Source organism: Amycolatopsis sp. NPDC058278 (assembly GCF_042881395.1).
In the GTDB taxonomy this organism is placed as follows: Bacteria; Actinomycetota; Actinomycetes; order Mycobacteriales; family Pseudonocardiaceae; genus Amycolatopsis.
This window is the reverse complement of record NZ_JBHVXZ010000078.1, coordinates 29143-46604: the sequence shown is the minus strand read 5'-3', so window position 1 is coordinate 46604 and position 17462 is coordinate 29143. Positions and strand designations below refer to the sequence as shown.

Sequence of the window (17462 nt, the reverse complement as noted above, 5' to 3'; positions counted from 1 at the left end):
GTTCCGGCTTCAATCACGCGAGATCCGGCTTTGATCACGCGAGTTCCGGCTTCAATCACGCGAGATCCGGCTTTGATCACGCGAGTTCCGGCTTCCGTCACGGGGCCGCGTTCATCAGGTCCAGTGCGCTCTGCTGCCGGGCCGCGTCGGACTGGTCGAACGGGCCCGCCCACATCAGCCCGTACGCCTCCGCGCTGTCCCGGTCGTTCGCGTACGCCGCATTCGCCTGCCGCTGCAGGTAGGCCGTGTACGGGTGGTCCGGCAGGGCCGTGTTCAGCACCGCCAGGTCCCGGACGTACACGCCCTTGAACGTCGGGCCGTCGAGGCCACCGCCGCCGGCCGTCTCGCCCGGGTCGCGGAGGATGCCGCCCGGGTTCAGCGCCGCGTTCGTCGTCGACGCGTTCGCCATCGCCCGGGCCTTCGCAAGCAGGCCCGCGTCGCCGGTGGCGCGGTACAGCTCGGTCAGTGCCGACAGAGGCACGCCCTGGTTGTACGTCCAGACCGGCTGGCCGTTGTTCGCGCACGTCGACATGTTCAGGCCGTCGTTGACCAGGTTCGCGCCGTTGATCATCCCGGTGCCCGAGAACCACGTCCAGCCCGCGCGGGCGCGCGCCAGGTACGCCGTGTCGCCCGGGATGCGGTTGTGCAGGGCCGCGTTCAGCTGGATGTACAGCGAGTTCGGGATGGCGTTCTTCGTCGTGCGGGTCGTGTTCCACCAGACCCCGCCACCGCAGACGCCGTCCCAGTACGCGGACATGTGGTCGGCGTCGGCGCGGGCGGTGTTCAGGTAGCGGCTGTCGCCGGTCAGGTCGTAGGCGTCCACCCACGCCAGGCCCCACCACGCGGTGTCGTCCAGGTAGTCGTTGTGGAAGCTGCCGCCCTGCGCCGACAGGTTCTTCGTGTACGTCGTGTCGATCGCGTAGCGGTAGCTGCCCATGCCGCTGATCCGGGCGTTGTCGATGACCGCGGTGAGCGCGTTGGCCGAGTTCCACCACCCGGTCGTGTCGAAGAGGCCGGTGCCGAGGTTGTACCGCTCCATCAGGGCCGTCGCGGCCGCGGTGCGGCGGTCCCACGCGTTCCAGGTCGGGCGGGCCCAGCCGGTGCAGGCGATGGTCCCCGACCCCGCGGGCTGTCCGCACGCGCGCAGGAGCCCGACACCCCGGTTCGCCCAGTCGTCGGCGTTGTACATCAGGGTTCGCCAGCCCGTCGCCCCCGACGGCGTCGCGGTGTCGCCGAGCTTGCTGCCCGACGCCCACGTGCGCCCGGCGTCGAACGAGCGGTCCAGCCAGACGTGGTCGCCGGCGCCACCGCCGGTGATCGCCGCCCAGCCCATGTCGTCGCCGTCGTCGAGGTGCAGGGAGATCCGGCGGCCGCTCACGCCGGCCGACGGGCCTCCGCGGTCGCCTGGCGACGACGCGGGATCCCGCGCGTCGCAGTACTTGTTGCAGATCGTCGCGAGCGGCGCGGCGGCCGGCGCCGGTGCCGGCGTCGGCGTGGCCGCGAGGACGAAGGTCAGCAGGGGAATGAGGAAGTGCATCGGTCACCTTCCGCGCTGAAGGGCGATGCTCCCATTGTGCCGAGCCGATATTATTGGTCCAGTCCTTTGCCGGGACAGGTTCCGGACAGGAATTCACGGCCGCCGCGAGCTCAGCAGCAGCAGGCACAGCACCGCGATCCCGGTGACGAGCCCGGCGACCAGCAGCATCGGGTCCAGGGTCGCCGTCGTCGCCGCGGTCGCCTGCTGGACCGCGGGTGGCGGCCCGGCGACGGGAGTGGCCGGCGCGGCGGGGGCGGCGGCCGCCGCGGACGTGGTGGGCGGAGGCGTGGTGGCCACCGGCACGGCCGCGGCCGCGGTCGGTGCCGGGCTGGTCTTCGGCGTGGTCCTCGGGACCGTGCTCGGCGGTGCGGTCGTGGGCGCCGGCAGCACCGTCACCGAGGCCCGCATGTCGGGGTGCACCGAGCAGTAGTACTGGTAGGTGCCCGCCTGCCGGAACGTGTAGCTCCAGCTCTGCCCGGCCGAAAGCTGCGGGCTGCGGAACGCGACCGGCGCGCTCGTCGTGACGACGTCGTGCGGGGCTTCGTCGTGCTGCATCCAGGTGACCGTGTCGCCGACCCGGACGGTCAGCGCGGCGGGGGAGAAGGCGTAGCCCTGCATCATGACCTGCTGCGTCGCCGCGGCGGCCGGGCTCACGAGCGGCAGGTTCAGGAACACGAGCAGACCGGCCACGGCCAGGGCGGCGCGCCTCATCGGACGAACTCGATCGCGATCTCGACGCGCAGCCGGCGCCGGGCCAGCAGCCGCCCGAACCGCCCCGCGTGCGGGGGTTTCCGGCGGGCCGGGAGGACGGTTCCGGCGGCCCAGACGACGACACCGCGGGAGTCCCGGTGCCGGACGTCGCCGCGCAGGCGCACCGCCCGTCCGGCCACGCTGCCCTCGACGACGAACGGGTCCTCGGCGACTTCGCCGGCGGTGAAGGTGAGTTCGCCGCCGCGGAACGCCCGGCGGAGGAAGGGGATCCCGGTCCGCAGCGAGCCGGGGTCGAAGGTGACCGTGAGCGCGGCGCCGGGTGTCCAGTGCCCGCCGGTCGCGGTCAAGCGACCGCGGACCCACGGCGGGCGCGGGGAAATCTCGATGACGCAGCGGTCGCGGCGCAGGGTGTAGCCGGTCCGGGGCAGGACGGCGGTGTCGGACATGAGGAGTGGCCTCCGGGGATGGGAGCGGGTGGCCCGGCCGGGAACCGGGCCACCCGTGACGACGGCGAGCGTCAGCAGCTCGCCTGGTTCAGCATCGGCGTGAGCACGTTCTCGAGCCACACCGTGTGCGTCTTGATGTACTGGTCGAGGTTCAGCAGATCGGTCACCTGCTGGCCCAGCGACTCCTCGAGGTGTGCGCTCTTGATGTGCGCGATGATCGGCGCCAGCGTGTCGGTGGCGACCTGGCCCGCCGATCCGTCGAACGCCGGCGCGAGCACGGTTTCGAGCCACACCGTGTGGGTCTTGAGGTACTGGTCCAGGTTGAGGATGTCCTGCACCTGCTGACCGGGTGAGGTCTCGAGGTGCGCGCTCTTGATGTGGTCGAGGATCGGCTGCAGGACCGCCTTCGGCACGCAGGAGCCGCCGCCGGCCGGGGTGGACGGTACCGGCATCGAGTGGCTCGGTGCCGAGGTCGGGGCGGACGTCGGGGTCGAGGACGGCGGGGCGCTGGTCGGGGCCGCGCCCGTCACGGTGACGGTCGCCTTCATGTCCGGGTGGATCGAGCAGTAGTACGAGTACTTGCCCGCCTTGGTGAAGGTGTGGCTGAAGGTCTGGCCGGTCTGCAGGGTCGGCGAGGTGAACTTCTCCGGCCCGTCGGTGACCACGATGTTGTGCGGAGCGGTGTCGTGGTTGGTCCACGTCACCGTGTCCCCGACGTCGATCGTGAGGTCGGCCGGCGAGAACTTGTAGCCCATGGCTTCGACCGACTTGGTGGACGGCGCCGCGGCCGGGGCGGCCCCGCCCGCCTGTTCCTGGGCGAGCCCCTGGTACAGCGGGACGGCCAGGGGACCCTGCTGGGCCAGTGCGGCGAGGTCGACGTTCGTGGCCTGGCTCGGTGCGGCCTGCTCGGTCCGGTCGTCGCGCAGCGTGGCGAGGCTGACCAGCGCGGTCGCCAGGGCGAGGATCGCCACGGCGACCGGCCAGCTCCGCCGTCGCCGCACCACCTCCGGCTGCTCGGGGGCGGTGGGGGTGGGGTTGTCCATCGAGGACTCCTTTCGCGGGGCCATCAGCGGCCGGGGCTGGCCGTGACGAGGAAGCTCGCCGCGAGGAGGACCACGAGCACGAGCGTGGTCTCCGCGGCGACGGAATGGACGAAGGGGCGGACGGTGGCGGCGTCCCCGCGCAGGACGACGGCGAAGTCGAGACGCCGGCCCACCCAGCTGCGGCTGACCTGCGCGGCCAGCAGCACGACGGCGAGCACGGCCAGCTTGACCAGCAGCGTCCGCCCGTAGGCCGTGCCGAACACGCGGCCGACGCTGCCGACGGTCTGCCACGCGAGCACGACGCCCGCGGCGACCACGACGGCGACCGACGTCATCGCCAGCTTCGAGTAGCGGGGGATCACCGAGGCGAGCTCTTCGGGGTCGCGGCGGGCCAGAACGCCGAACAGCAGCACGGCCAGGCCGCCGATCCACGCCGAGGCGCCGGCGAGGTGCGCGAAGTCCGCCAGCTGCGTCAGCCAGGGCCGGGTGCTCTCCACCGCGTGGCCGGTGAGCCCGGTCGTGCGGAGCAGCCCGAGCAGGATCGCCCCGGCGCCGACCCGCCAGGGCAACGCCGTCGCCGCGTCCCGGCCGCGTTGCAGCAGCCAGGCCAGCGCCACCCCGCCGAGCAGCCACAGCAGCGCCCTGGCGAACCAGATGCGCCCGAACTGGCTGTCCAGCGCCTGGCTGAGCAGGTCCCAGGCCAGGAAGTCGCCGGCCGGGCGTTGCGCGGCCCACGCCGCCTGCAGGCCCAGGCCGGCGAGCGTGCCGGCCAGGCCGAGGACCCAGCCGGTGATCAGCACCGAACGGGCGCCGCGGTGGCCGGCGCCGGCGGGCCAGAGCACGGCCAGGAACAGCAGCCCGCCGGCGAACAGCGTGAGACCGGCGTAGTCGACGGTGCGGGCGAGCACGTACCACGCCTTGACGGGCTCCACCGGCTCACCGTCCACTGGGGACGGTGGTGGCTGGGAGGCCGGCGGCGGGGACCATCGCGGGCTCCAGCCCGCCGTCGGCCGTGCGGCAGTAGCCGAGGACGAGTGCGCCGACCCCGGCCGGCCCGGTCACCCCGAGCCCGGTCGTGAGGGAGCCGAGCAGGGGCAGCCCACCGACGGTGTCGAGGACCTGTTGTGGCACACCGGCTTGGCACGCGGGCACGTCGGTTCCGGGCGGAGGTGGCGCCGGTGTCGTCGGTGTCGTCGGCTCCGGCGAGGACGGGGGAGGCAGGGTGCCGGGATCGGGGGACCCCGGATCCGGGACGGGAACCACGCCGATGTCGCCGGGCATCGACGGCATCGACGGCACCGGGTCCGCCGGCTGGTCGCCCACCGGCATCGCGGGCAGCGGGGACACCGGACCGCCCGCGGGCAGCTGGCCGGCCGGAAGTGGTTGCGCGCCCGGGGTTTCCGGCGTGGCGGGGTGGCCGCCGTCCGCGACCACGGGTGGTGTGGCCGCGGCGGTGCCGGGACGCAGGCCGAGGCCGGAAGCGTAGCCGACGACGATCACGACCGCGCCGGCCAGGCTCGCGGCGATCACGTGGTCACGGCGCAGGGCGGGTCCTCGCACGGTTTCGTCCTCCAGAGAACGGGAATTCGCTCGCGGGAAACGGCAATTCCGGAGCGGCGGGGAAAGCGGGATGTGGGAGCAATAAACCAGCCGGCATGTTTCGCGGGGTGATCTCCACGTGAAGGCCAGGTTAAGTCGAGCGGCCCGCGGATGGCTCGGCACGGTGAGTTGCTGGGCCGAAAGCCGGTTCTGCTGCGCTGTTCGGGTGACCGGGCAGGCAAACCGTCGGAGTAGCTGCCCGATTTGCCTGATCCGCGGGTGGTGATCCGCCGCGGCGGTGAGAATTGGTTAACACAGCCGTTTCACGATCTCCCGTTGTGACACCGGATCCGCTCGTTACGGTTCCGGTATCGCTCGAATTCCCGAGAAGGCGAGAAAAACATGACTTCCCGCTGGTCTTTCCCGGTCCGGCTCGCCGCCGCGCTGGCGGCCGCCGGCGGCGCGGTGCTGCTGTCCGCGCCGGCGGCGGACGCGCACAGTGTCCTGGTGTCCAGTTCGCCGGCCGCGGACGCCTCCGTCGCCGAGGGCCCGGCCGAGGCCGTGCTCGAGTTCAACGAGCCGGTGGAAAACCGGTTCACCGAACTCGCGGTGCTCGGGCCCGACGGGACTTCGCACTGGGAGGCCGGTCCGGCGTCCGTTGTGGACGCCCGGGTCTCCGCGCCGCTGCGTCCGCTCGGCCCGGCCGGGGCCTACACCATCCGGTACCGCGTCACCTCCGCCGACGGCCACCCGGTCTCCGGCACCGTCCCGTTCCGGCTCACCGTGGCGGGCCCGGCGGCGGCCGTGCCGGCCGCCACGGTGGCAGCGCGCCCGGACGGGGGCGACCCGATGCCCCTGTGGCCGTGGCTCACCGGGGGCGCCGTCCTGCTCGGCACCGGGTTCGCGGTGGCCAGGCGGCTGAGCCGCGCGGACGCTTGAGGCCGTGGCCGCGCGGGTATCCCGGGCCCATGACGAATCTCGACGACACCACGACCGCGAAGCTCGACGAATTCGTGCTCGCCCGGCTCGCGGAGGACGAAGAGCGCGTCCGGGCGGGTGAACTGCCGCTGATCGACGAGGCCGAGCGGCGCGGGCGGCTGCGGATCATGTACGCCGACGACGGCGACGGCCTGCTGCTGGCCGGCGGGCCGGTCGAGGCGATGGAAGACCGGCACCCGGTGCCGTTCGCCGAGAAGGCCGAGTTCCTGCGCCGCGAGATCCGCGACGTCCACGACGATGCGTCCGTCAAGCTCATCGCGTCGGTCTACGAAGCCCACCCCGACTGGCGCGACGAGTGGCGCCCGTGACCTGATGCCCGCGTGGCCGGCTCGTCCGCGGATCTTCGCCGACCGGGAGGACGGCGGACGCCGGCTCGCGAGCGAACTGCGGCGCCGCACCTGGGCCGATCCGGTCGTGCTCGGGCTCGCCCGCGGCGGCGTGCCGGTGGCCGCCGTCGTCGCGCGGTGGCTCGGCGCCGAACTCGACGTCGCGGTCGCCCGCAAGATCGGCGCGCCGGGCCACCGCGAGTACGGCGTCGGCGCGGTCACCCCGGACGGCCCCGCGATCTACGACGAGGCCGGTCTGCGCGCGCTGAAACTGACCGCCGCGCGGATGGCCCGGGCCGAGACCCGGGAACGGGCGGAAGCGCGCCGCCGGCTCGCGCGTTATCGCGCCGGCCGGGTGCCCGCCGGTCTCACCGGCCGTGACGTCCTCCTCGTGGACGACGGGCTCGCGACCGGCGTCACCGCGACGGCGGCGCTGCGTGACCTCCGCGCGGCCCGGCCGCGGACGCTCGTCTTCGCGGCACCCGTCGCCGCCCCCGGCGCGGTCGCGCGGGTGCTGGCCGAAGCCGACGACGTCGTCTGCGTCGCGGAGCCGCCGGATTTTCGCGCGGTCGGTCAGTGGTACGCCGATTTCCGCCAGCTGGGCGACGACGAGGTGCTGGACCTGCTCACCTCGTGACCGGCTGGGTTCCACAGAGGACCGCCGGTGACGTGCTGCTCCACCCGGGGCGCCCCGGATTGACCCTGTGGGTGACGGGGTATCACCCGATGGGGCACCGACCGAAGGGGCGGGAGCGGGATGAGCGAACGGGACGGGCTCGGCGCGGCGGCGCGCGGGCTGCGGCAGTACCTGCTGGCCGTCGCGGCCAAGCTGGACGCACCCGCCTGGTTCTGCGAGGTGGACGTCCCGGCCGGTGCGTATGTCGCGCTCGAGCGCCGGCTCGCGCGGTTCCCGGCTCATGAGACGGCGCTGCTGTGGGACGAGCGCGACGGCTGGGCCGCGGCGGTCGAGTCGGCGTCCGGCGAAGACGTCGTCGTGCTGGCCTACCTGGGCGAGGACGTGCTGCCCCCGCCCGAAACCGTCGTCGAGTTCGTGACCGGGTTGTACGGCGAGAAGTACCCCGGCCGGCCGGATCCCCCGGATTTCCGCAGACCCGGCACCGCGGACGGCTTCGACGACCGCTTGGCCGCTTACGCCGGCGACCCGGTCGGTCAGGCCTGACCCGCGCGGGCAGCGCGCAGGGCCCGGGCGAACCAGGTGAACACCGGTTCCGGATCCGGGACCGGAGGCCAGCCGTTGATGGCGGCCACCAGCTGCCAGTACCGCGTGACGCGACGATCGTCGGCGACCTCGAGCCGTTCGAGGATCCACGACTTCAGCCGGTCGTCGTCGGCCTTGCCGAAGGTCTCGGCGTAGCGGGCACTGAGCGTGGCGACGATGGCGCCGCCCTGGGCCGAGTCCGGGGCGATCCCGGCCGCGAGCGCCCGGCCGACGTCTTCGCGCACGGTCTCGGTCAGATCGTGGTGCAGGCCGGTCGTGTCCCCGTCGGCGCGCTGGGCCGCCTGGTACTCGGCCATCCGCCGGACCGCGGCCCGGAAGTCGTTGTCCTGCACCAGCTCCACGAGCGCCATCCACGCCTCGACCTGCTCGGGTGTGGCGTCTTCGGGCAGCTCCGGCATGCTCGAACGCAGCAGTTCCACCATGGCCGGATTGGCGTCGACACCGCCGAAGGTGTCATCGATGAAATCGTGGATGAAGCGGCGCCGTTCGGCATCGGACAGGTTCACCAGCTTGTGCATCAGATCCATCTCCTGAGGGGTCGATTCCCGGTTCGCGACCGCCGCGAAGACCGCACGCCGCAGGCGCAGCGCCCGGATCTGCACATCGAGAGCCGCCGCGTGCGCGGCGGCGACCTCGGCGAGCGAGGTCTCCTCGGCGAGCACGCGCCGGACCGTGGCCAGATCGATGTCCAGCTCACGGAGCGTGCGAACCAGTTCCAGGCGAGCGAGGGCAGCCACGTCGTACAGGCGGTAGCCGGCCGGGCTGAGACAGGTCGCCGGAACGATCCCCTTGTCGGAGTAGAACCGGATCGTCTTGACGGACAGACCGGTCCGCGCCGCCAGAGCCCCGATCGTGAGGAGGTTCTCGTCGTCCATGCGCACAGCCTGCAGTCTCCCCTTGAGGGAGACTCAACTCGAAACGCGCTTCCCTGGCCCAGGGCCACTCCGGAGCAACCGCGGCGGCCGGTGAGTCAGCGGGGCGGCAGGACGCAAAATTCGTTGCCTTCCGGGTCGGCGAGCACGATCCACGGGTCGTCGGCCGGGTCGTCGAGGACCTTCGCCCCGAGCATCACCAGGCGTTCGACCTCCGCCCGCTGATCGCCCGTCACCGGCGCCAGGTCGAGGTGCAGGCGGTTCTTGACGGTCTTCTCCTCGGGCACCGGCTGGAACAACAGCGCCGGTCCGTCGTCGACGTCGAGCTGGCGGTACGTCAGACCGTGGGAGTCGGTCCACGTCCGGGTTTTCGCGTTGCCCAGTGCCGCGGCCCAGAACTCGGCCAGCAGGTCCGGCTGACGGCAGTCGACCGCCACGGCCAGGATGCGCGCCGCCGTCATGACTCCGCCACGATGCGGTTGATGGCTTCGGCGACCAGTTCCGGTTCGGACACCGTCACCGTCAGCCCCGGGTGGCGGAGCAGGCCCCACGGATCGATGCCCCGGACGGGTTCCCGGAACCGGAGGCACACGCCGCCTTGCGTGGTCGTTCCGAAGGTCAGGCCGCGGTCGGCGAGCGAAAGCCGGACGCCGAAGACGCGGAAAGCACGGTACGGGCCGGTGGCTTCGGCTCCGGCGAGATTGCCCAGCGGCGTTTCGACCAGCCATGGCCCGAACCGGACGCGCAGGCCGGCGGCGTCCAGCTCCAGCCCGGCCCGCGCGCCCAGGATCCGGCGCAGCCACCGGGATCCGACGGCGAACTCGGCGTGGAGCCGGTAGTGCACGACGACGGCGGGTTCACCCACCGCCGCCGCATCACCGCCGGTCATGCGCCGCCGCCCAACGGCGGGACGTCCGATTCGTCGTCGGCCGGGAGCTCGGGTTCGCGCCACTCCTCGGCGCGCGACGAGCCGTTGCCCTGCAGGGTCCCGCGCAGCCCGGCCTTCGTCGCGTCGTCTTCCCGGGGGGAATGCCGGTCGCTTTCGCGGTGCATGGGAACCTCCTTCACGCGGTGTCCTTCCCCGGCTACCCGGTGCTCGCGGGCCGAAACGACCGCGGTCACCGGGAGCTCGCGGCGCGCCGGTTGACCGCGCGCGCCGCGACGATGCCGAGCACCAGCGCGGCGGCCGCGGTCAGCCCGTGCAGCCAGTTGTCCGCCCAGTTCAGGTTGATCGGGTCTTCGGGGTTGACGAGCGCGGTGGCGAGGATGCCGTAAGCGGTCATCCCGGTGAAGCCGACGAACAGCACCCAGCAGTAGATGATCGCCCCGCTGCGCCGGGTCGCGGCGAGCAGCCCGAGCACCCCGACCGCCGTGTGGACGAGGTTGAGCAGCGGGGTCACGCTGAAGATCCAGACGGCGCGGCCGGTCTCGTGGCCGACGGCGGCGGTTTCCGGGGTCAGGAACCCGGCGATGCCCAGTGCGAGGTAGAGCAGCCCGAGGACGGCGACGACCGGACGGAGCCAGGACGCCCCGGTCCGGGAGCGGGTTTCGGCGGACGACATGAGGTCTTCTCCTTCTCTCCGCGGCCGGATACCCGCCGCACACGGGCGGAAACGGACAAGTGGAAGGGGCCGGACGGCGGGCTGGGGGGTCCGCCGTCCGGCCCACGGCCGGGACCCGCGCCGGTCCCTGCAGCCGGGACGCGGGCCCCCGGTCTCAGGGGGAACGCCAGTCGTGACCGCGGTAGGCGGTCCCGTGCTGGGCACCCATCAGCAGCAGGCCGCCGTCGACGACGAGCGACGTGCCGGTGATGTAGCCGGCCGCCGGGGTCGCCAGGAACGCGACCGCGGCCGCCACCTCGGCCGCGTGCCCGGGGCGGCCGAGCGGGATGCCGGGCCGGTCCTGCTCGCGCGGGTCGGCGTCGGTCTGTCCCGTCATCGGCGTCGAAATTTCGCCTGGGGCCACGGAGTTCACGGTGATGCCGTGCTCGGCCAGCTCCAGGGCGAGCACCTGGGTCAGCGCGCCCGCGCCGGCCTTCGCGGCGCAGTAGGGTGCGGCGCCGACGCGGGGCACGTGCTCGTGGACGCTGGTGATCGTGATGATCCGGCCGCCGCGCCCGGCGTCGATCATGTGCCGGGCCGCGCGCTGCGAGAGCAGGAACACGCCGTCGAGGTCGACGTCCAGCACCTGGCGCCACTTCTCGTAGTCGAGGTCCACGGCCAGCTCGCTGCTGCCGGTGCCGGAGCAGTTGACCAGGACGTCGATGCCGCCGAGGTCCTCGGCGAACGCGTCGACGACGTCGGCGGCGCCGGGCAGCTCGGTCAGGTCGAGCTTCCGGACGTGCGCGGTCACGCCGTACGAACGGACCTCCGCGGCGGTTTCCTCCGCGCCGTCGGCGTCCGAGTGGTAGGTGATGCCGACGTCCAGGCCGCCGCCGGCGAGAGCGGCGGCGACCGCGCGGCCGATGCCGGAATCGGCGCCGGTGACGACGGCGCGCCGCGGCGAAGCGGCGTCGGCGGGCAGGGGCGCCGGGAGCGACACGGGCATCTCCTTTCGTTCCCCCTCGGCTACCACCCCCGCGGGGGACTAAACGCGGCGGCCGCCGCGGATCTCGTCCCGATGAGACCGGCCGGGCCGCGTCCCGGCGGCGGGGGAGCAGCCGGTGCCGTCCTGAGCGTGTGCCGGCGGGAAGACGGGGTAACCGCGCCGTTCCCGAACGGAAGGAGAGCTCCCGTGAGCAAGCCGAACCCGATCGAACTGCAGAAGTACCTGTCCGGTGTCGACTACCCGGCGAAGCGGGACGACCTGGTGCGGGCGGCCGAAAAGAACGGCGCCGACCCGGGCACGCTGGACGTCGTGCGCGGCCTGCCGGACCGGACCTACGAGGGGCCCAGCGGTGTGAGCAAGGAGATCGGCGGCTGACGTCCCCCGCGGCCCGGGCGGTGCGCCCGGGCCGCGATCACCGCGATGCCTCCACAGTTTCCGGAACGACGGTGCCGGGCAGCGCCAGGGCCGTCACCGCGCGGCAGACGTCGGCGGGGTCGATCGTGTCGAGACAGGGGTGGTCCGGGACCGGGCAGACGCGGGCGCGGGTGGCGCGGCAGGGCGCGTGCTGGTCGCCGAGCACCACCGTGGGGACACCGTAGGGCGCCCACCGCTCCTGCGGCACGACCGGGGCGAACAGCGACACCACCGGGGTGCCCGCCGCGGCGGCGAGGTGCGCGGGACCAGTGTTGGGCGCCACCACCACCCGAGCGCCGGACAGCACCGCCGCCAGCTCCGCCACGGTCGTCCGGCCGCCGAGGTTGACCGCCGACGTCCCGGCCACCTCCTGGGTCAGCGCGCGTTCCGACGGCGCGCCCGTCACGAGCACCCGGTGCCCGTCGGCGGCCAGGGCCCGCACCGTTTCGCGGCTCCAGGCCGCCGACGGCTGGCGGGCGGGCACCGACGCCGCGGGGTGCACCACGACGTACGCACCGCCGCCGGTCAACCGGGCCATGTTCGGCAGCGGGCGCCGCAGCGCCAGGGCGCCGTGGTCGTCGGGCGGCAGCGAAAACCCGGCCGCTTCGGCGAGCGACAGCATGCGGACCGGCTCCGGGGGATCGCCGTCGACGCGGTGGCGCAGGTCGAGCAGGCTGCCCGGGTAGTCCTCGGAGATCGCGCCGATCCACGGCACGCCGGCCTGGCGCAGCAGCAGCGCCAGCGGCAGCGGGGACTGGTGGAACGACGTCAGGATCAGCGCGCGGTCGAAGGACCGGGACCGGATCGAGGACACGAAGGCGCCGGTGTCCTCGGCGGTCACCGGTGGCGGCTCCGGGTCGATCCAGGGCGCGGTCCAGGTGAGCACGTCGGCCACGCCCGGCAGGAGTTCGCCGGCGGCGCGGCCGTGCGGTCCGGTCAACAGCGTGACGTGCGCACCGGACGCCGCGACCGCGCGGACGCAGGGCCCGGCGAGCAGGACGTCCCCGAGGTTGTCCTGGCGGGCGACGAGCACCCGGGTCATCCGGCGACCCCGGCGACGCGCAGCGCCTCGGACAGGTCCCGGGCGACGGCGGCGTGCCGGCGGGCCCGGGCGATCTCCGGTTCGAGCGTGCGGCCGGTCGGTACCAGCACGGCGCGGGCGCCGGCCGCCAGCGCGGCGTCGACGTCGGCGCCGGTGTCGCCGATGACCACGCAGGAGGCGGGGTCGACGCCGAGCTCGCCGGCGGCGCGCAACACCATGCCGGGCGCGGGTTTGCGGCACGCGCAGCCGTCGCCGTCGTCGTGGACGCAGACCTGCCAGGTGCCGAACGGGCCGAAGAGTTCCTGGACGCGGGCGTTCACCGCGTCGAGCTGCTCCCGCGTGATCAGTCCTTTCGCGACACCGGACTGGTTGCTCACCACCCCGACCGGGATGCCGCGCTCCCGCAACCCGCGGACGAGCTCGACCGCACCGGGCACCGGGCGGACGCCGTCCGGGTCGTTGAGGTACGGGACGTCGACGATCAGCGTGTCGTCCCGGTCGAACAGCACCGCGACCGGGGGCCGGGGCCGCCGGGCCGCGATCTCGCCGCGCAGCCGGTGGTAGCACGCGGCGGGCGGGATCAGGGCGCTGGTGACGACCATGCGCGCCACTTCACCGGGCGTCCGCGGGCCCGGCAGGATCCGGCGGGTGGCGAACTCCGCCGTCAGCCCGGCCCACACGCCGGCCGCGAGCAGCGCCTTGCCGCGGTGGCGCAGCACCGGCAGCGCGAGCGCGGCCAAACCGGCCACTGTGGACAGTGCGTGCAGCCCGAGCCTGCCGTGCCCGGCGCCGGTGCGCTGCCGCCAGAGGACCCCGTGCTTGGCCCGCATCAGCGCGTTGTCGGCGTTGCCGCGCTGGGCCTTGAGACTGTAGAAGAACCCGGCCCGCCGGGCCGGGTGCGTGGTCAGCCGTTCGCCCTGGTCGATCCGGTGCCCGGCTTCGGCGACCCGCAGCGCCAGGTCGGAGTCTTCGCGGAAGGCGCGTGGGAACCGCTCGTCGAAACCGCCCGCCTCGACGAGGGCGCGACGGCGGTAGGCCATGTCCGCGGTGATCCACCGGGCGTGCTCGAGGCCCGCGGTGCCGCGCTCGTCGTCGGTCGGCCGCCGGTCCGCCGGCAGCGGGACGGTGATGCGTCCCTGGGAGGCGGCCACGTCCGGCGGCAGCGAGCCGAGGTCGGCGGCGAGCTGCCGCGGCCAGTCCGGGGCGAGCACGACGTCGTCGTCGACGAACGCGATCCACTCGCTCTTCGCGGTGCGCCAGCCGAGGTTCCGCGCCGCCGCCGGCCCGCGTCCACCGGAGCGGAGCACACGGACGCCGTCGGGGACGGCGAGTTCACCTCCGCCCGGGCGGTCGTCGACGACGAGGATTTCCGCCGGCCGCGGGTCCGGTCCGGTGAGGAGGGTTTCCAGGAGTGGCCGAAGCGTCTCGCGGCCCGTCGTGGGGATCACCACGGTGTAGTCGAGCGAAGCAGTCACCGGACCGGGATACCCGGGGCGGGGGTGATCAAACGGCGTGTCGAAGCCGTCGGGCGCGGGTAACCGGCGAGCGACGACAAGGAGGTGCGGATGACCGCGGGGACGATCGAAATCCGGAACCCGACCGACGGCAGCGTGGTGGGCACTGTGCCGACCGCGGGCGAAGACGAGATCGACGCGGCGCTCGCGCTGGCCCGCCGGACCCGGGCGCAGTGGGCCCGGACCCCGGCCGCCGAGCGCGGGGCGCTGCTGCACACCGCGGCGGAACGGCTGCGGGCCCACGCCGGCGAGCTGGCGAAGACGAACGAAGCGGAGACCGGCAAGCCCCGGGACGAAGCCCGCGAAGGCGTGCTCGCCGGTGCCGGCACGTTGGACCAGTACGCCGAGCTCGGCCCGGTCCACCGCGGCCGCAGCCTGCTCGGCGACGTCGGTGCGACGGATCTGATGGTGCCCGAGCCGCACGGCGTGGTCGTGGCGCTCACCCCGTGGAACGACCCCGTCGCGGTCGCCTGCGGGCTGCTGGGTGCCGCGCTGGCCACCGGGAACACGGTGGTGCACAAGCCGAGCGAGCGCGCGCCGCACACCGGGCAGCTGCTCGGCGAGGTGCTCGGCGGTGTCTTCCCGGAGGGCACGCTGCAGACCCTGCACGGCGACGGCGGGGTCGGCGCGATCCTCGCAACGCGTGACGACGTCGACGTCATCGCCCACGTCGGCAGCACCGCCACCGGCCGGTCGATCGCCGCGAGCGCGGCCGCGACGGGCGCGAAGACGTTGCTGGAGAACGGGGGCAACGACCCGCTGGTGATCGACGAAGACGTCGACCCGGCGTGGGCGGCGGGTCAGGCGGCGCTGGGGGCGTTCGCCAACTCGGGCCAGATCTGCGTGGCGGTCGAACGGATCTACGTGTGCGCCGCGATCGCCGAGCCGTTCCTGGCGGCCCTGGTGAAGGAGGCCGAGTCGCGGACAGTGGCCCCGCTGGTGGACCGGCGGCACCGCGACCACGTGCAGGCCCACGTTTCCGACGCGGTCGCTCGCGGCGCCCGGCTGCTGACGGGAGGCTCGGTGCCGGACGGTCCCGGAGCGCACTACCCGGCGACGGTCTTGACCGGCTGCGCGCCGGATCTGCGCGTGATGACGGAGGAGACGTTCGGCCCGGTGGCGCCGGTCCGGGTGGTGGACAGTTTCGACGAGGGCCTGGCCGAAGCGGCGAAGGGCGACTACGGACTGGCGGCGACGGTGCTGACGGCCTCGATGGCGCACGCCCAGCGCGCGTGGCGCGAGCTGCCGGCGGGGACGGTCAAGGTGAACAACGTGTTCGGCGGCGCCCCGGGCGGCGCGGCCCACCCACGCGGCCGCAGCGGCAACGGGTACGGCTACGGGCCGGAGCTGCTCGACGAGATGACCCAGACGAAGCTCGTGCACATCGCCCCGCCCGCATGACCGGACAGCGGGAAAGACCGGGCGAACACCGGCTGGAGGAGCAACGACCCGGTTCGCCGGGAGATCCGGATCGGGGAGGCCGGCCGAAGAGCGACGCCGGCTCCTCGCCGGCGGAGGAGCGGCAAGATCGGGCTGCCGGTGGCGGGGATGCCGGCGCGGTGCAGGATGGGCGGAGCGGCCATGCCTCGCCGGCGGAGGAGCGGCACGATCGGATTGTCGGTGGCGGGGATGCCGGCGCGGTGCGGGATGGGCGGAGCGGCCATGCCTCCCCGGCGGGGGAGCGGCACGGCCGCACCCCGGCCGGCCGGTCCGCCACCGCGGTGCGCGCTGAGCGATCCGCCGGCTCGCCGGAGGCGGCCCGGCGGGGGAGGAGCCGGTTCGCCCGCGTGCTTCGGCTGCGGAGCGGCGACAACTCCGCGAGTACCGGATCCGCGGCGGAGACCGAACCCCGCGACCGCACTCCCGCCGGCTGGATCGCGCGTGCTCTCCGCGTCCCCGGCCGTGAACGCCGGATCCTCGTCCAGAGCGCCAAAGCCACCCTCGCCGCGACCGCCGCCTGGCTTCTCGCCACCCTCGTCCTGCACCTGCCCCAGCCGTTTCTCGCGCCCTACGCCGCCGTCTTCCTCGTCGAAGCCACCGTTTACCGGTCACTCCGCGGGTGGATCCAGCAGGTCGGCTCGGTGGCCTCCGGGGTACTCCTCGCCGCCGTTGCCGGGCACTTCATCCCGTGGCAGGCCGTCGCTCTCGCCGCCGTGGTCTTTCTCGGGCTGCTGGCCGGCAGCTGGCGGCGGTTCGGGGAGGCCGGCGTCTGGGTCGGCGTCACCGGCATGCTCGTCATCTCCTACGGCACCGCCCGTGAGCCCGTGCTGCTCGGCGACCGCCTCTTGGAAACCGCGCTGGGCGCGGCCATCGGCGTCGCGGTCAACACCCTGATCTTCCCGCCCCTCTACGGCGAACGGCTGGCCGCGGCCGCCGGGCGGCTCGGGAAAGCCCTGGCGGACCTGCTGGAGTCGCTGTCCGACCTGATCCGCCGGGACGAGCCGCCGGAGGACCTCGGCCACCTGCTGTCGCACGAGCAGGACACGCGCAGCCAGGTGCTGGCGGCCGAAGAAGCCGTCGGCCTGACGCGGGAAGGGCGGATGCTGAACCTCCGGCGCGGGCGGCCGTCCGCCGGGACGCGCCACGAGCGTCCGCTTCGGACCCTCATCGGGCTCTGGCCCGCGATGTCGCAGCTGATCGCCGGCGTGCGCATGACGGCGGGCCGGCGGGAGCACCCGTTCGAGTACCCGTGGCCGGACGCGCGGGAAGCGCTGGCCGACCTGATGCACCACCTGGCGGGAGCCGTGCAGTCCGTGGCGACGGCCGGGGAGCCCGTCGAACTGGACGAATGCCGGGCTCTGCTGGGAAAGCTCGAACACCGGCTGGTGACCGCCGAGGAAGACGGCGTCCCGGCCCGGCTGGGCCTCGGCAGCATGACACTGCCCGCGCGGCTGCTCCTCGAACAGCTGGAAAAGCGGTGAAGGCCGCCTCCGAAGAGGCGGCCTTCACGTGCTGAAGACTACTGGACCGCGACCGCCTCGGCTTCGGACCGGTGCCGGCGGCAGGCCGTGCACACCATCGTCTGGCCCAGCAGCGTGCCGTCACCGGACACCAGCCGCGCGACGTGCAACGTGGGCAGGCCGCACTCTTCGCAGGGGATCGGCTTGCTGTCGCGGCTGATCATGACACGGTTCGGCATGGTGGAGCCCCCTGACGCGGACGATAGGTCCCGGTGGGTTACCCACGTGTCCTGCGCCACACTCGTCCGGCGCAGTGATGTCACTCGAATGGC

At 73.7% G+C, this 17462-nt stretch carries 22 protein-coding genes; 7 read left to right on the top strand and 15 right to left on the bottom strand.

What is annotated here, in order from left to right; genetic code table 11:
* Window positions 1–97: 97 nt before the first annotated feature.
* The 6 genes from ACFVYA_RS32725 to ACFVYA_RS32700 all read right to left on the bottom strand — a co-directional run bounded on the left by ACFVYA_RS32725 (window position 98) and on the right by ACFVYA_RS32700 (window position 5297).
* Entirely contained in the window at window positions 98–1537 is a 1440-nt protein-coding gene (locus ACFVYA_RS32725; RefSeq protein ID WP_387050521.1) for a glycoside hydrolase family 76 protein, read from the bottom strand.
* A gap of 93 nt (window positions 1538–1630) precedes the next feature.
* Window positions 1631–2248 carry a cupredoxin family copper-binding protein gene (locus ACFVYA_RS32720; RefSeq protein ID WP_387050520.1) on the bottom strand — a complete coding sequence of 206 codons (618 nt, stop codon included), beginning with the start codon at window positions 2246–2248 and terminating at the stop codon, window positions 1631–1633.
* The gene (locus ACFVYA_RS32715) at window positions 2245–2694 is read right to left on the bottom strand and encodes a hypothetical protein (protein ID WP_285991322.1); all 450 of its coding nucleotides are present in this window, start codon (window positions 2692–2694) and stop codon (window positions 2245–2247) included. Before ACFVYA_RS32715 ends, ACFVYA_RS32720 begins: the two co-directional genes overlap by 4 nt.
* 71 nt (window positions 2695–2765) lie before the next feature.
* Window positions 2766–3737 (bottom strand): plastocyanin/azurin family copper-binding protein, encoded by a 972-nt coding sequence (locus ACFVYA_RS32710; protein WP_387050518.1) that lies wholly within the window; start codon window positions 3735–3737, stop codon window positions 2766–2768.
* 23 nt (window positions 3738–3760) lie between these two features.
* Window positions 3761–4669 carry a CopD family protein gene (locus tag ACFVYA_RS32705; protein WP_387050516.1) on the bottom strand — a complete coding sequence of 303 codons (909 nt, stop codon included), beginning with the start codon at window positions 4667–4669 and terminating at the stop codon, window positions 3761–3763.
* A 4-nt stretch (window positions 4670–4673) separates the two neighbouring features.
* The gene (locus ACFVYA_RS32700; protein WP_387050514.1) at window positions 4674–5297 is read right to left on the bottom strand and encodes a hypothetical protein; all 624 of its coding nucleotides are present in this window, start codon (window positions 5295–5297) and stop codon (window positions 4674–4676) included.
* Window positions 5298–5678: 381 nt separating this feature from the next.
* Between ACFVYA_RS32700 and ACFVYA_RS32695 the strand changes: the two genes are divergently transcribed.
* The 4 genes from ACFVYA_RS32695 (at window position 5679) to ACFVYA_RS32680 (ending at window position 7781) form a co-directional block, all read left to right on the top strand.
* Entirely contained in the window at window positions 5679–6215 is a 537-nt protein-coding gene (locus tag ACFVYA_RS32695; RefSeq protein ID WP_387050512.1) for a copper resistance CopC family protein, read from the top strand.
* A 29-nt stretch (window positions 6216–6244) separates the two neighbouring features.
* Complete coding sequence (locus tag ACFVYA_RS32690) at window positions 6245–6583, top strand: hypothetical protein (RefSeq protein WP_387050511.1); 339 nt, start codon at window positions 6245–6247, stop codon at window positions 6581–6583.
* 4 nt (window positions 6584–6587) lie between these two features.
* Window positions 6588–7238: a phosphoribosyltransferase gene (locus ACFVYA_RS32685; RefSeq protein WP_387050509.1), complete on the top strand. Its 651-nt coding sequence runs from the start codon at window positions 6588–6590 to the stop codon at window positions 7236–7238.
* Window positions 7239–7358: 120 nt separating this feature from the next.
* Window positions 7359–7781 carry a DUF6292 family protein gene (locus tag ACFVYA_RS32680; protein WP_285991329.1) on the top strand — a complete coding sequence of 141 codons (423 nt, stop codon included), beginning with the start codon at window positions 7359–7361 and terminating at the stop codon, window positions 7779–7781.
* Here the strand turns inward: ACFVYA_RS32680 and ACFVYA_RS32675 are convergent.
* The 6 genes from ACFVYA_RS32675 to ACFVYA_RS32650 all read right to left on the bottom strand — a co-directional run bounded on the left by ACFVYA_RS32675 (window position 7772) and on the right by ACFVYA_RS32650 (window position 11260).
* Window positions 7772–8716: a MerR family transcriptional regulator gene (locus tag ACFVYA_RS32675; RefSeq protein ID WP_387050507.1), complete on the bottom strand. Its 945-nt coding sequence runs from the start codon at window positions 8714–8716 to the stop codon at window positions 7772–7774. The two genes, ACFVYA_RS32680 and ACFVYA_RS32675, sit on opposite strands and share 10 nt — an antisense overlap.
* A gap of 95 nt (window positions 8717–8811) precedes the next feature.
* A complete protein-coding gene (locus ACFVYA_RS32670; protein ID WP_387050506.1) occupies window positions 8812–9174 on the bottom strand; it encodes a VOC family protein in 363 nt (120 codons plus the stop codon).
* On the bottom strand, window positions 9171–9602 hold the full coding sequence (locus ACFVYA_RS32665; protein WP_387050505.1) for a hypothetical protein: 432 nt from the start codon (window positions 9600–9602) through the stop codon (window positions 9171–9173). Before ACFVYA_RS32665 ends, ACFVYA_RS32670 begins: the two co-directional genes overlap by 4 nt.
* The gene (locus ACFVYA_RS32660) at window positions 9599–9766 is read right to left on the bottom strand and encodes a hypothetical protein (protein WP_387050503.1); all 168 of its coding nucleotides are present in this window, start codon (window positions 9764–9766) and stop codon (window positions 9599–9601) included. Before ACFVYA_RS32660 ends, ACFVYA_RS32665 begins: the two co-directional genes overlap by 4 nt.
* 65 nt (window positions 9767–9831) lie before the next feature.
* A complete protein-coding gene (locus ACFVYA_RS32655) occupies window positions 9832–10275 on the bottom strand; it encodes a DUF4383 domain-containing protein (RefSeq protein ID WP_387050502.1) in 444 nt (147 codons plus the stop codon).
* 154 nt (window positions 10276–10429) lie between these two features.
* Window positions 10430–11260 (bottom strand): SDR family oxidoreductase, encoded by an 831-nt coding sequence (locus tag ACFVYA_RS32650; RefSeq protein ID WP_387050499.1) that lies wholly within the window; start codon window positions 11258–11260, stop codon window positions 10430–10432.
* 186 nt (window positions 11261–11446) lie between these two features.
* On the opposite strand from ACFVYA_RS32650, the gene ACFVYA_RS32645 reads away from it, so the two are divergent.
* Window positions 11447–11635 (top strand): DUF2795 domain-containing protein, encoded by a 189-nt coding sequence (locus ACFVYA_RS32645; RefSeq protein ID WP_086849994.1) that lies wholly within the window; start codon window positions 11447–11449, stop codon window positions 11633–11635.
* 37 nt (window positions 11636–11672) lie between these two features.
* On the opposite strand, the gene ACFVYA_RS32640 is transcribed toward ACFVYA_RS32645, so the two are convergent.
* Window positions 11673–12716: a glycosyltransferase family 9 protein gene (locus ACFVYA_RS32640; protein WP_387050496.1), complete on the bottom strand. Its 1044-nt coding sequence runs from the start codon at window positions 12714–12716 to the stop codon at window positions 11673–11675.
* The gene (locus tag ACFVYA_RS32635; RefSeq protein ID WP_387050493.1) at window positions 12713–14191 is read right to left on the bottom strand and encodes an HAD-IIIA family hydrolase; all 1479 of its coding nucleotides are present in this window, start codon (window positions 14189–14191) and stop codon (window positions 12713–12715) included. Before ACFVYA_RS32635 ends, ACFVYA_RS32640 begins: the two co-directional genes overlap by 4 nt.
* Window positions 14192–14281: 90 nt before the next feature.
* On the opposite strand from ACFVYA_RS32635, the gene ACFVYA_RS32630 reads away from it, so the two are divergent.
* Window positions 14282–15631: an aldehyde dehydrogenase family protein gene (locus tag ACFVYA_RS32630; protein ID WP_387050491.1), complete on the top strand. Its 1350-nt coding sequence runs from the start codon at window positions 14282–14284 to the stop codon at window positions 15629–15631.
* Window positions 15632–16026: 395 nt separating this feature from the next.
* The gene (locus tag ACFVYA_RS32625; RefSeq protein ID WP_387050523.1) at window positions 16027–17151 is read left to right on the top strand and encodes an aromatic acid exporter family protein; all 1125 of its coding nucleotides are present in this window, start codon (window positions 16027–16029) and stop codon (window positions 17149–17151) included.
* A 38-nt stretch (window positions 17152–17189) separates the two neighbouring features.
* On the opposite strand, the gene ACFVYA_RS32620 is transcribed toward ACFVYA_RS32625, so the two are convergent.
* Window positions 17190–17369, bottom strand: coding sequence for a hypothetical protein (locus tag ACFVYA_RS32620; RefSeq protein ID WP_285991339.1), 180 nt, complete (start codon window positions 17367–17369; stop codon window positions 17190–17192).
* Window positions 17370–17462: the final 93 nt, after the last annotated feature.

Bases quoted from the DNA above. Each gene is read 5' to 3' on its own strand.
- ACFVYA_RS32725 (WP_387050521.1), bottom strand. From the start codon at position 1,537: ATGCACTTCCTCATTCCCCTGCTGACCTTCGTCCTCGCGGCCACGCCG.
- ACFVYA_RS32720 (WP_387050520.1), bottom strand. From the start codon at position 2,248: ATGAGGCGCGCCGCCCTGGCCGTGGCCGGTCTGCTCGTGTTCCTGAAC.
- ACFVYA_RS32715 (WP_285991322.1), bottom strand. From the start codon at position 2,694: ATGTCCGACACCGCCGTCCTGCCCCGGACCGGCTACACCCTGCGCCGC.
- ACFVYA_RS32710 (WP_387050518.1), bottom strand. From the start codon at position 3,737: ATGGACAACCCCACCCCCACCGCCCCCGAGCAGCCGGAGGTGGTGCGG.
- ACFVYA_RS32695 (WP_387050512.1), top strand. From the start codon at position 5,679: ATGACTTCCCGCTGGTCTTTCCCGGTCCGGCTCGCCGCCGCGCTGGCG.
- ACFVYA_RS32690 (WP_387050511.1), top strand. From the start codon at position 6,245: ATGACGAATCTCGACGACACCACGACCGCGAAGCTCGACGAATTCGTG.
- ACFVYA_RS32685 (WP_387050509.1), top strand. From the start codon at position 6,588: ATGCCCGCGTGGCCGGCTCGTCCGCGGATCTTCGCCGACCGGGAGGAC.
- ACFVYA_RS32680 (WP_285991329.1), top strand. From the start codon at position 7,359: ATGAGCGAACGGGACGGGCTCGGCGCGGCGGCGCGCGGGCTGCGGCAG.
- ACFVYA_RS32675 (WP_387050507.1), bottom strand. From the start codon at position 8,716: ATGGACGACGAGAACCTCCTCACGATCGGGGCTCTGGCGGCGCGGACC.
- ACFVYA_RS32670 (WP_387050506.1), bottom strand. From the start codon at position 9,174: ATGACGGCGGCGCGCATCCTGGCCGTGGCGGTCGACTGCCGTCAGCCG.
- ACFVYA_RS32665 (WP_387050505.1), bottom strand. From the start codon at position 9,602: ATGACCGGCGGTGATGCGGCGGCGGTGGGTGAACCCGCCGTCGTCGTG.
- ACFVYA_RS32660 (WP_387050503.1), bottom strand. From the start codon at position 9,766: ATGCACCGCGAAAGCGACCGGCATTCCCCCCGGGAAGACGACGCGACG.
- ACFVYA_RS32655 (WP_387050502.1), bottom strand. From the start codon at position 10,275: ATGTCGTCCGCCGAAACCCGCTCCCGGACCGGGGCGTCCTGGCTCCGT.
- ACFVYA_RS32650 (WP_387050499.1), bottom strand. From the start codon at position 11,260: ATGCCCGTGTCGCTCCCGGCGCCCCTGCCCGCCGACGCCGCTTCGCCG.
- ACFVYA_RS32640 (WP_387050496.1), bottom strand. From the start codon at position 12,716: ATGACCCGGGTGCTCGTCGCCCGCCAGGACAACCTCGGGGACGTCCTG.
- ACFVYA_RS32630 (WP_387050491.1), top strand. From the start codon at position 14,282: ATGACCGCGGGGACGATCGAAATCCGGAACCCGACCGACGGCAGCGTG.
- ACFVYA_RS32620 (WP_285991339.1), bottom strand. From the start codon at position 17,369: ATGCCGAACCGTGTCATGATCAGCCGCGACAGCAAGCCGATCCCCTGC.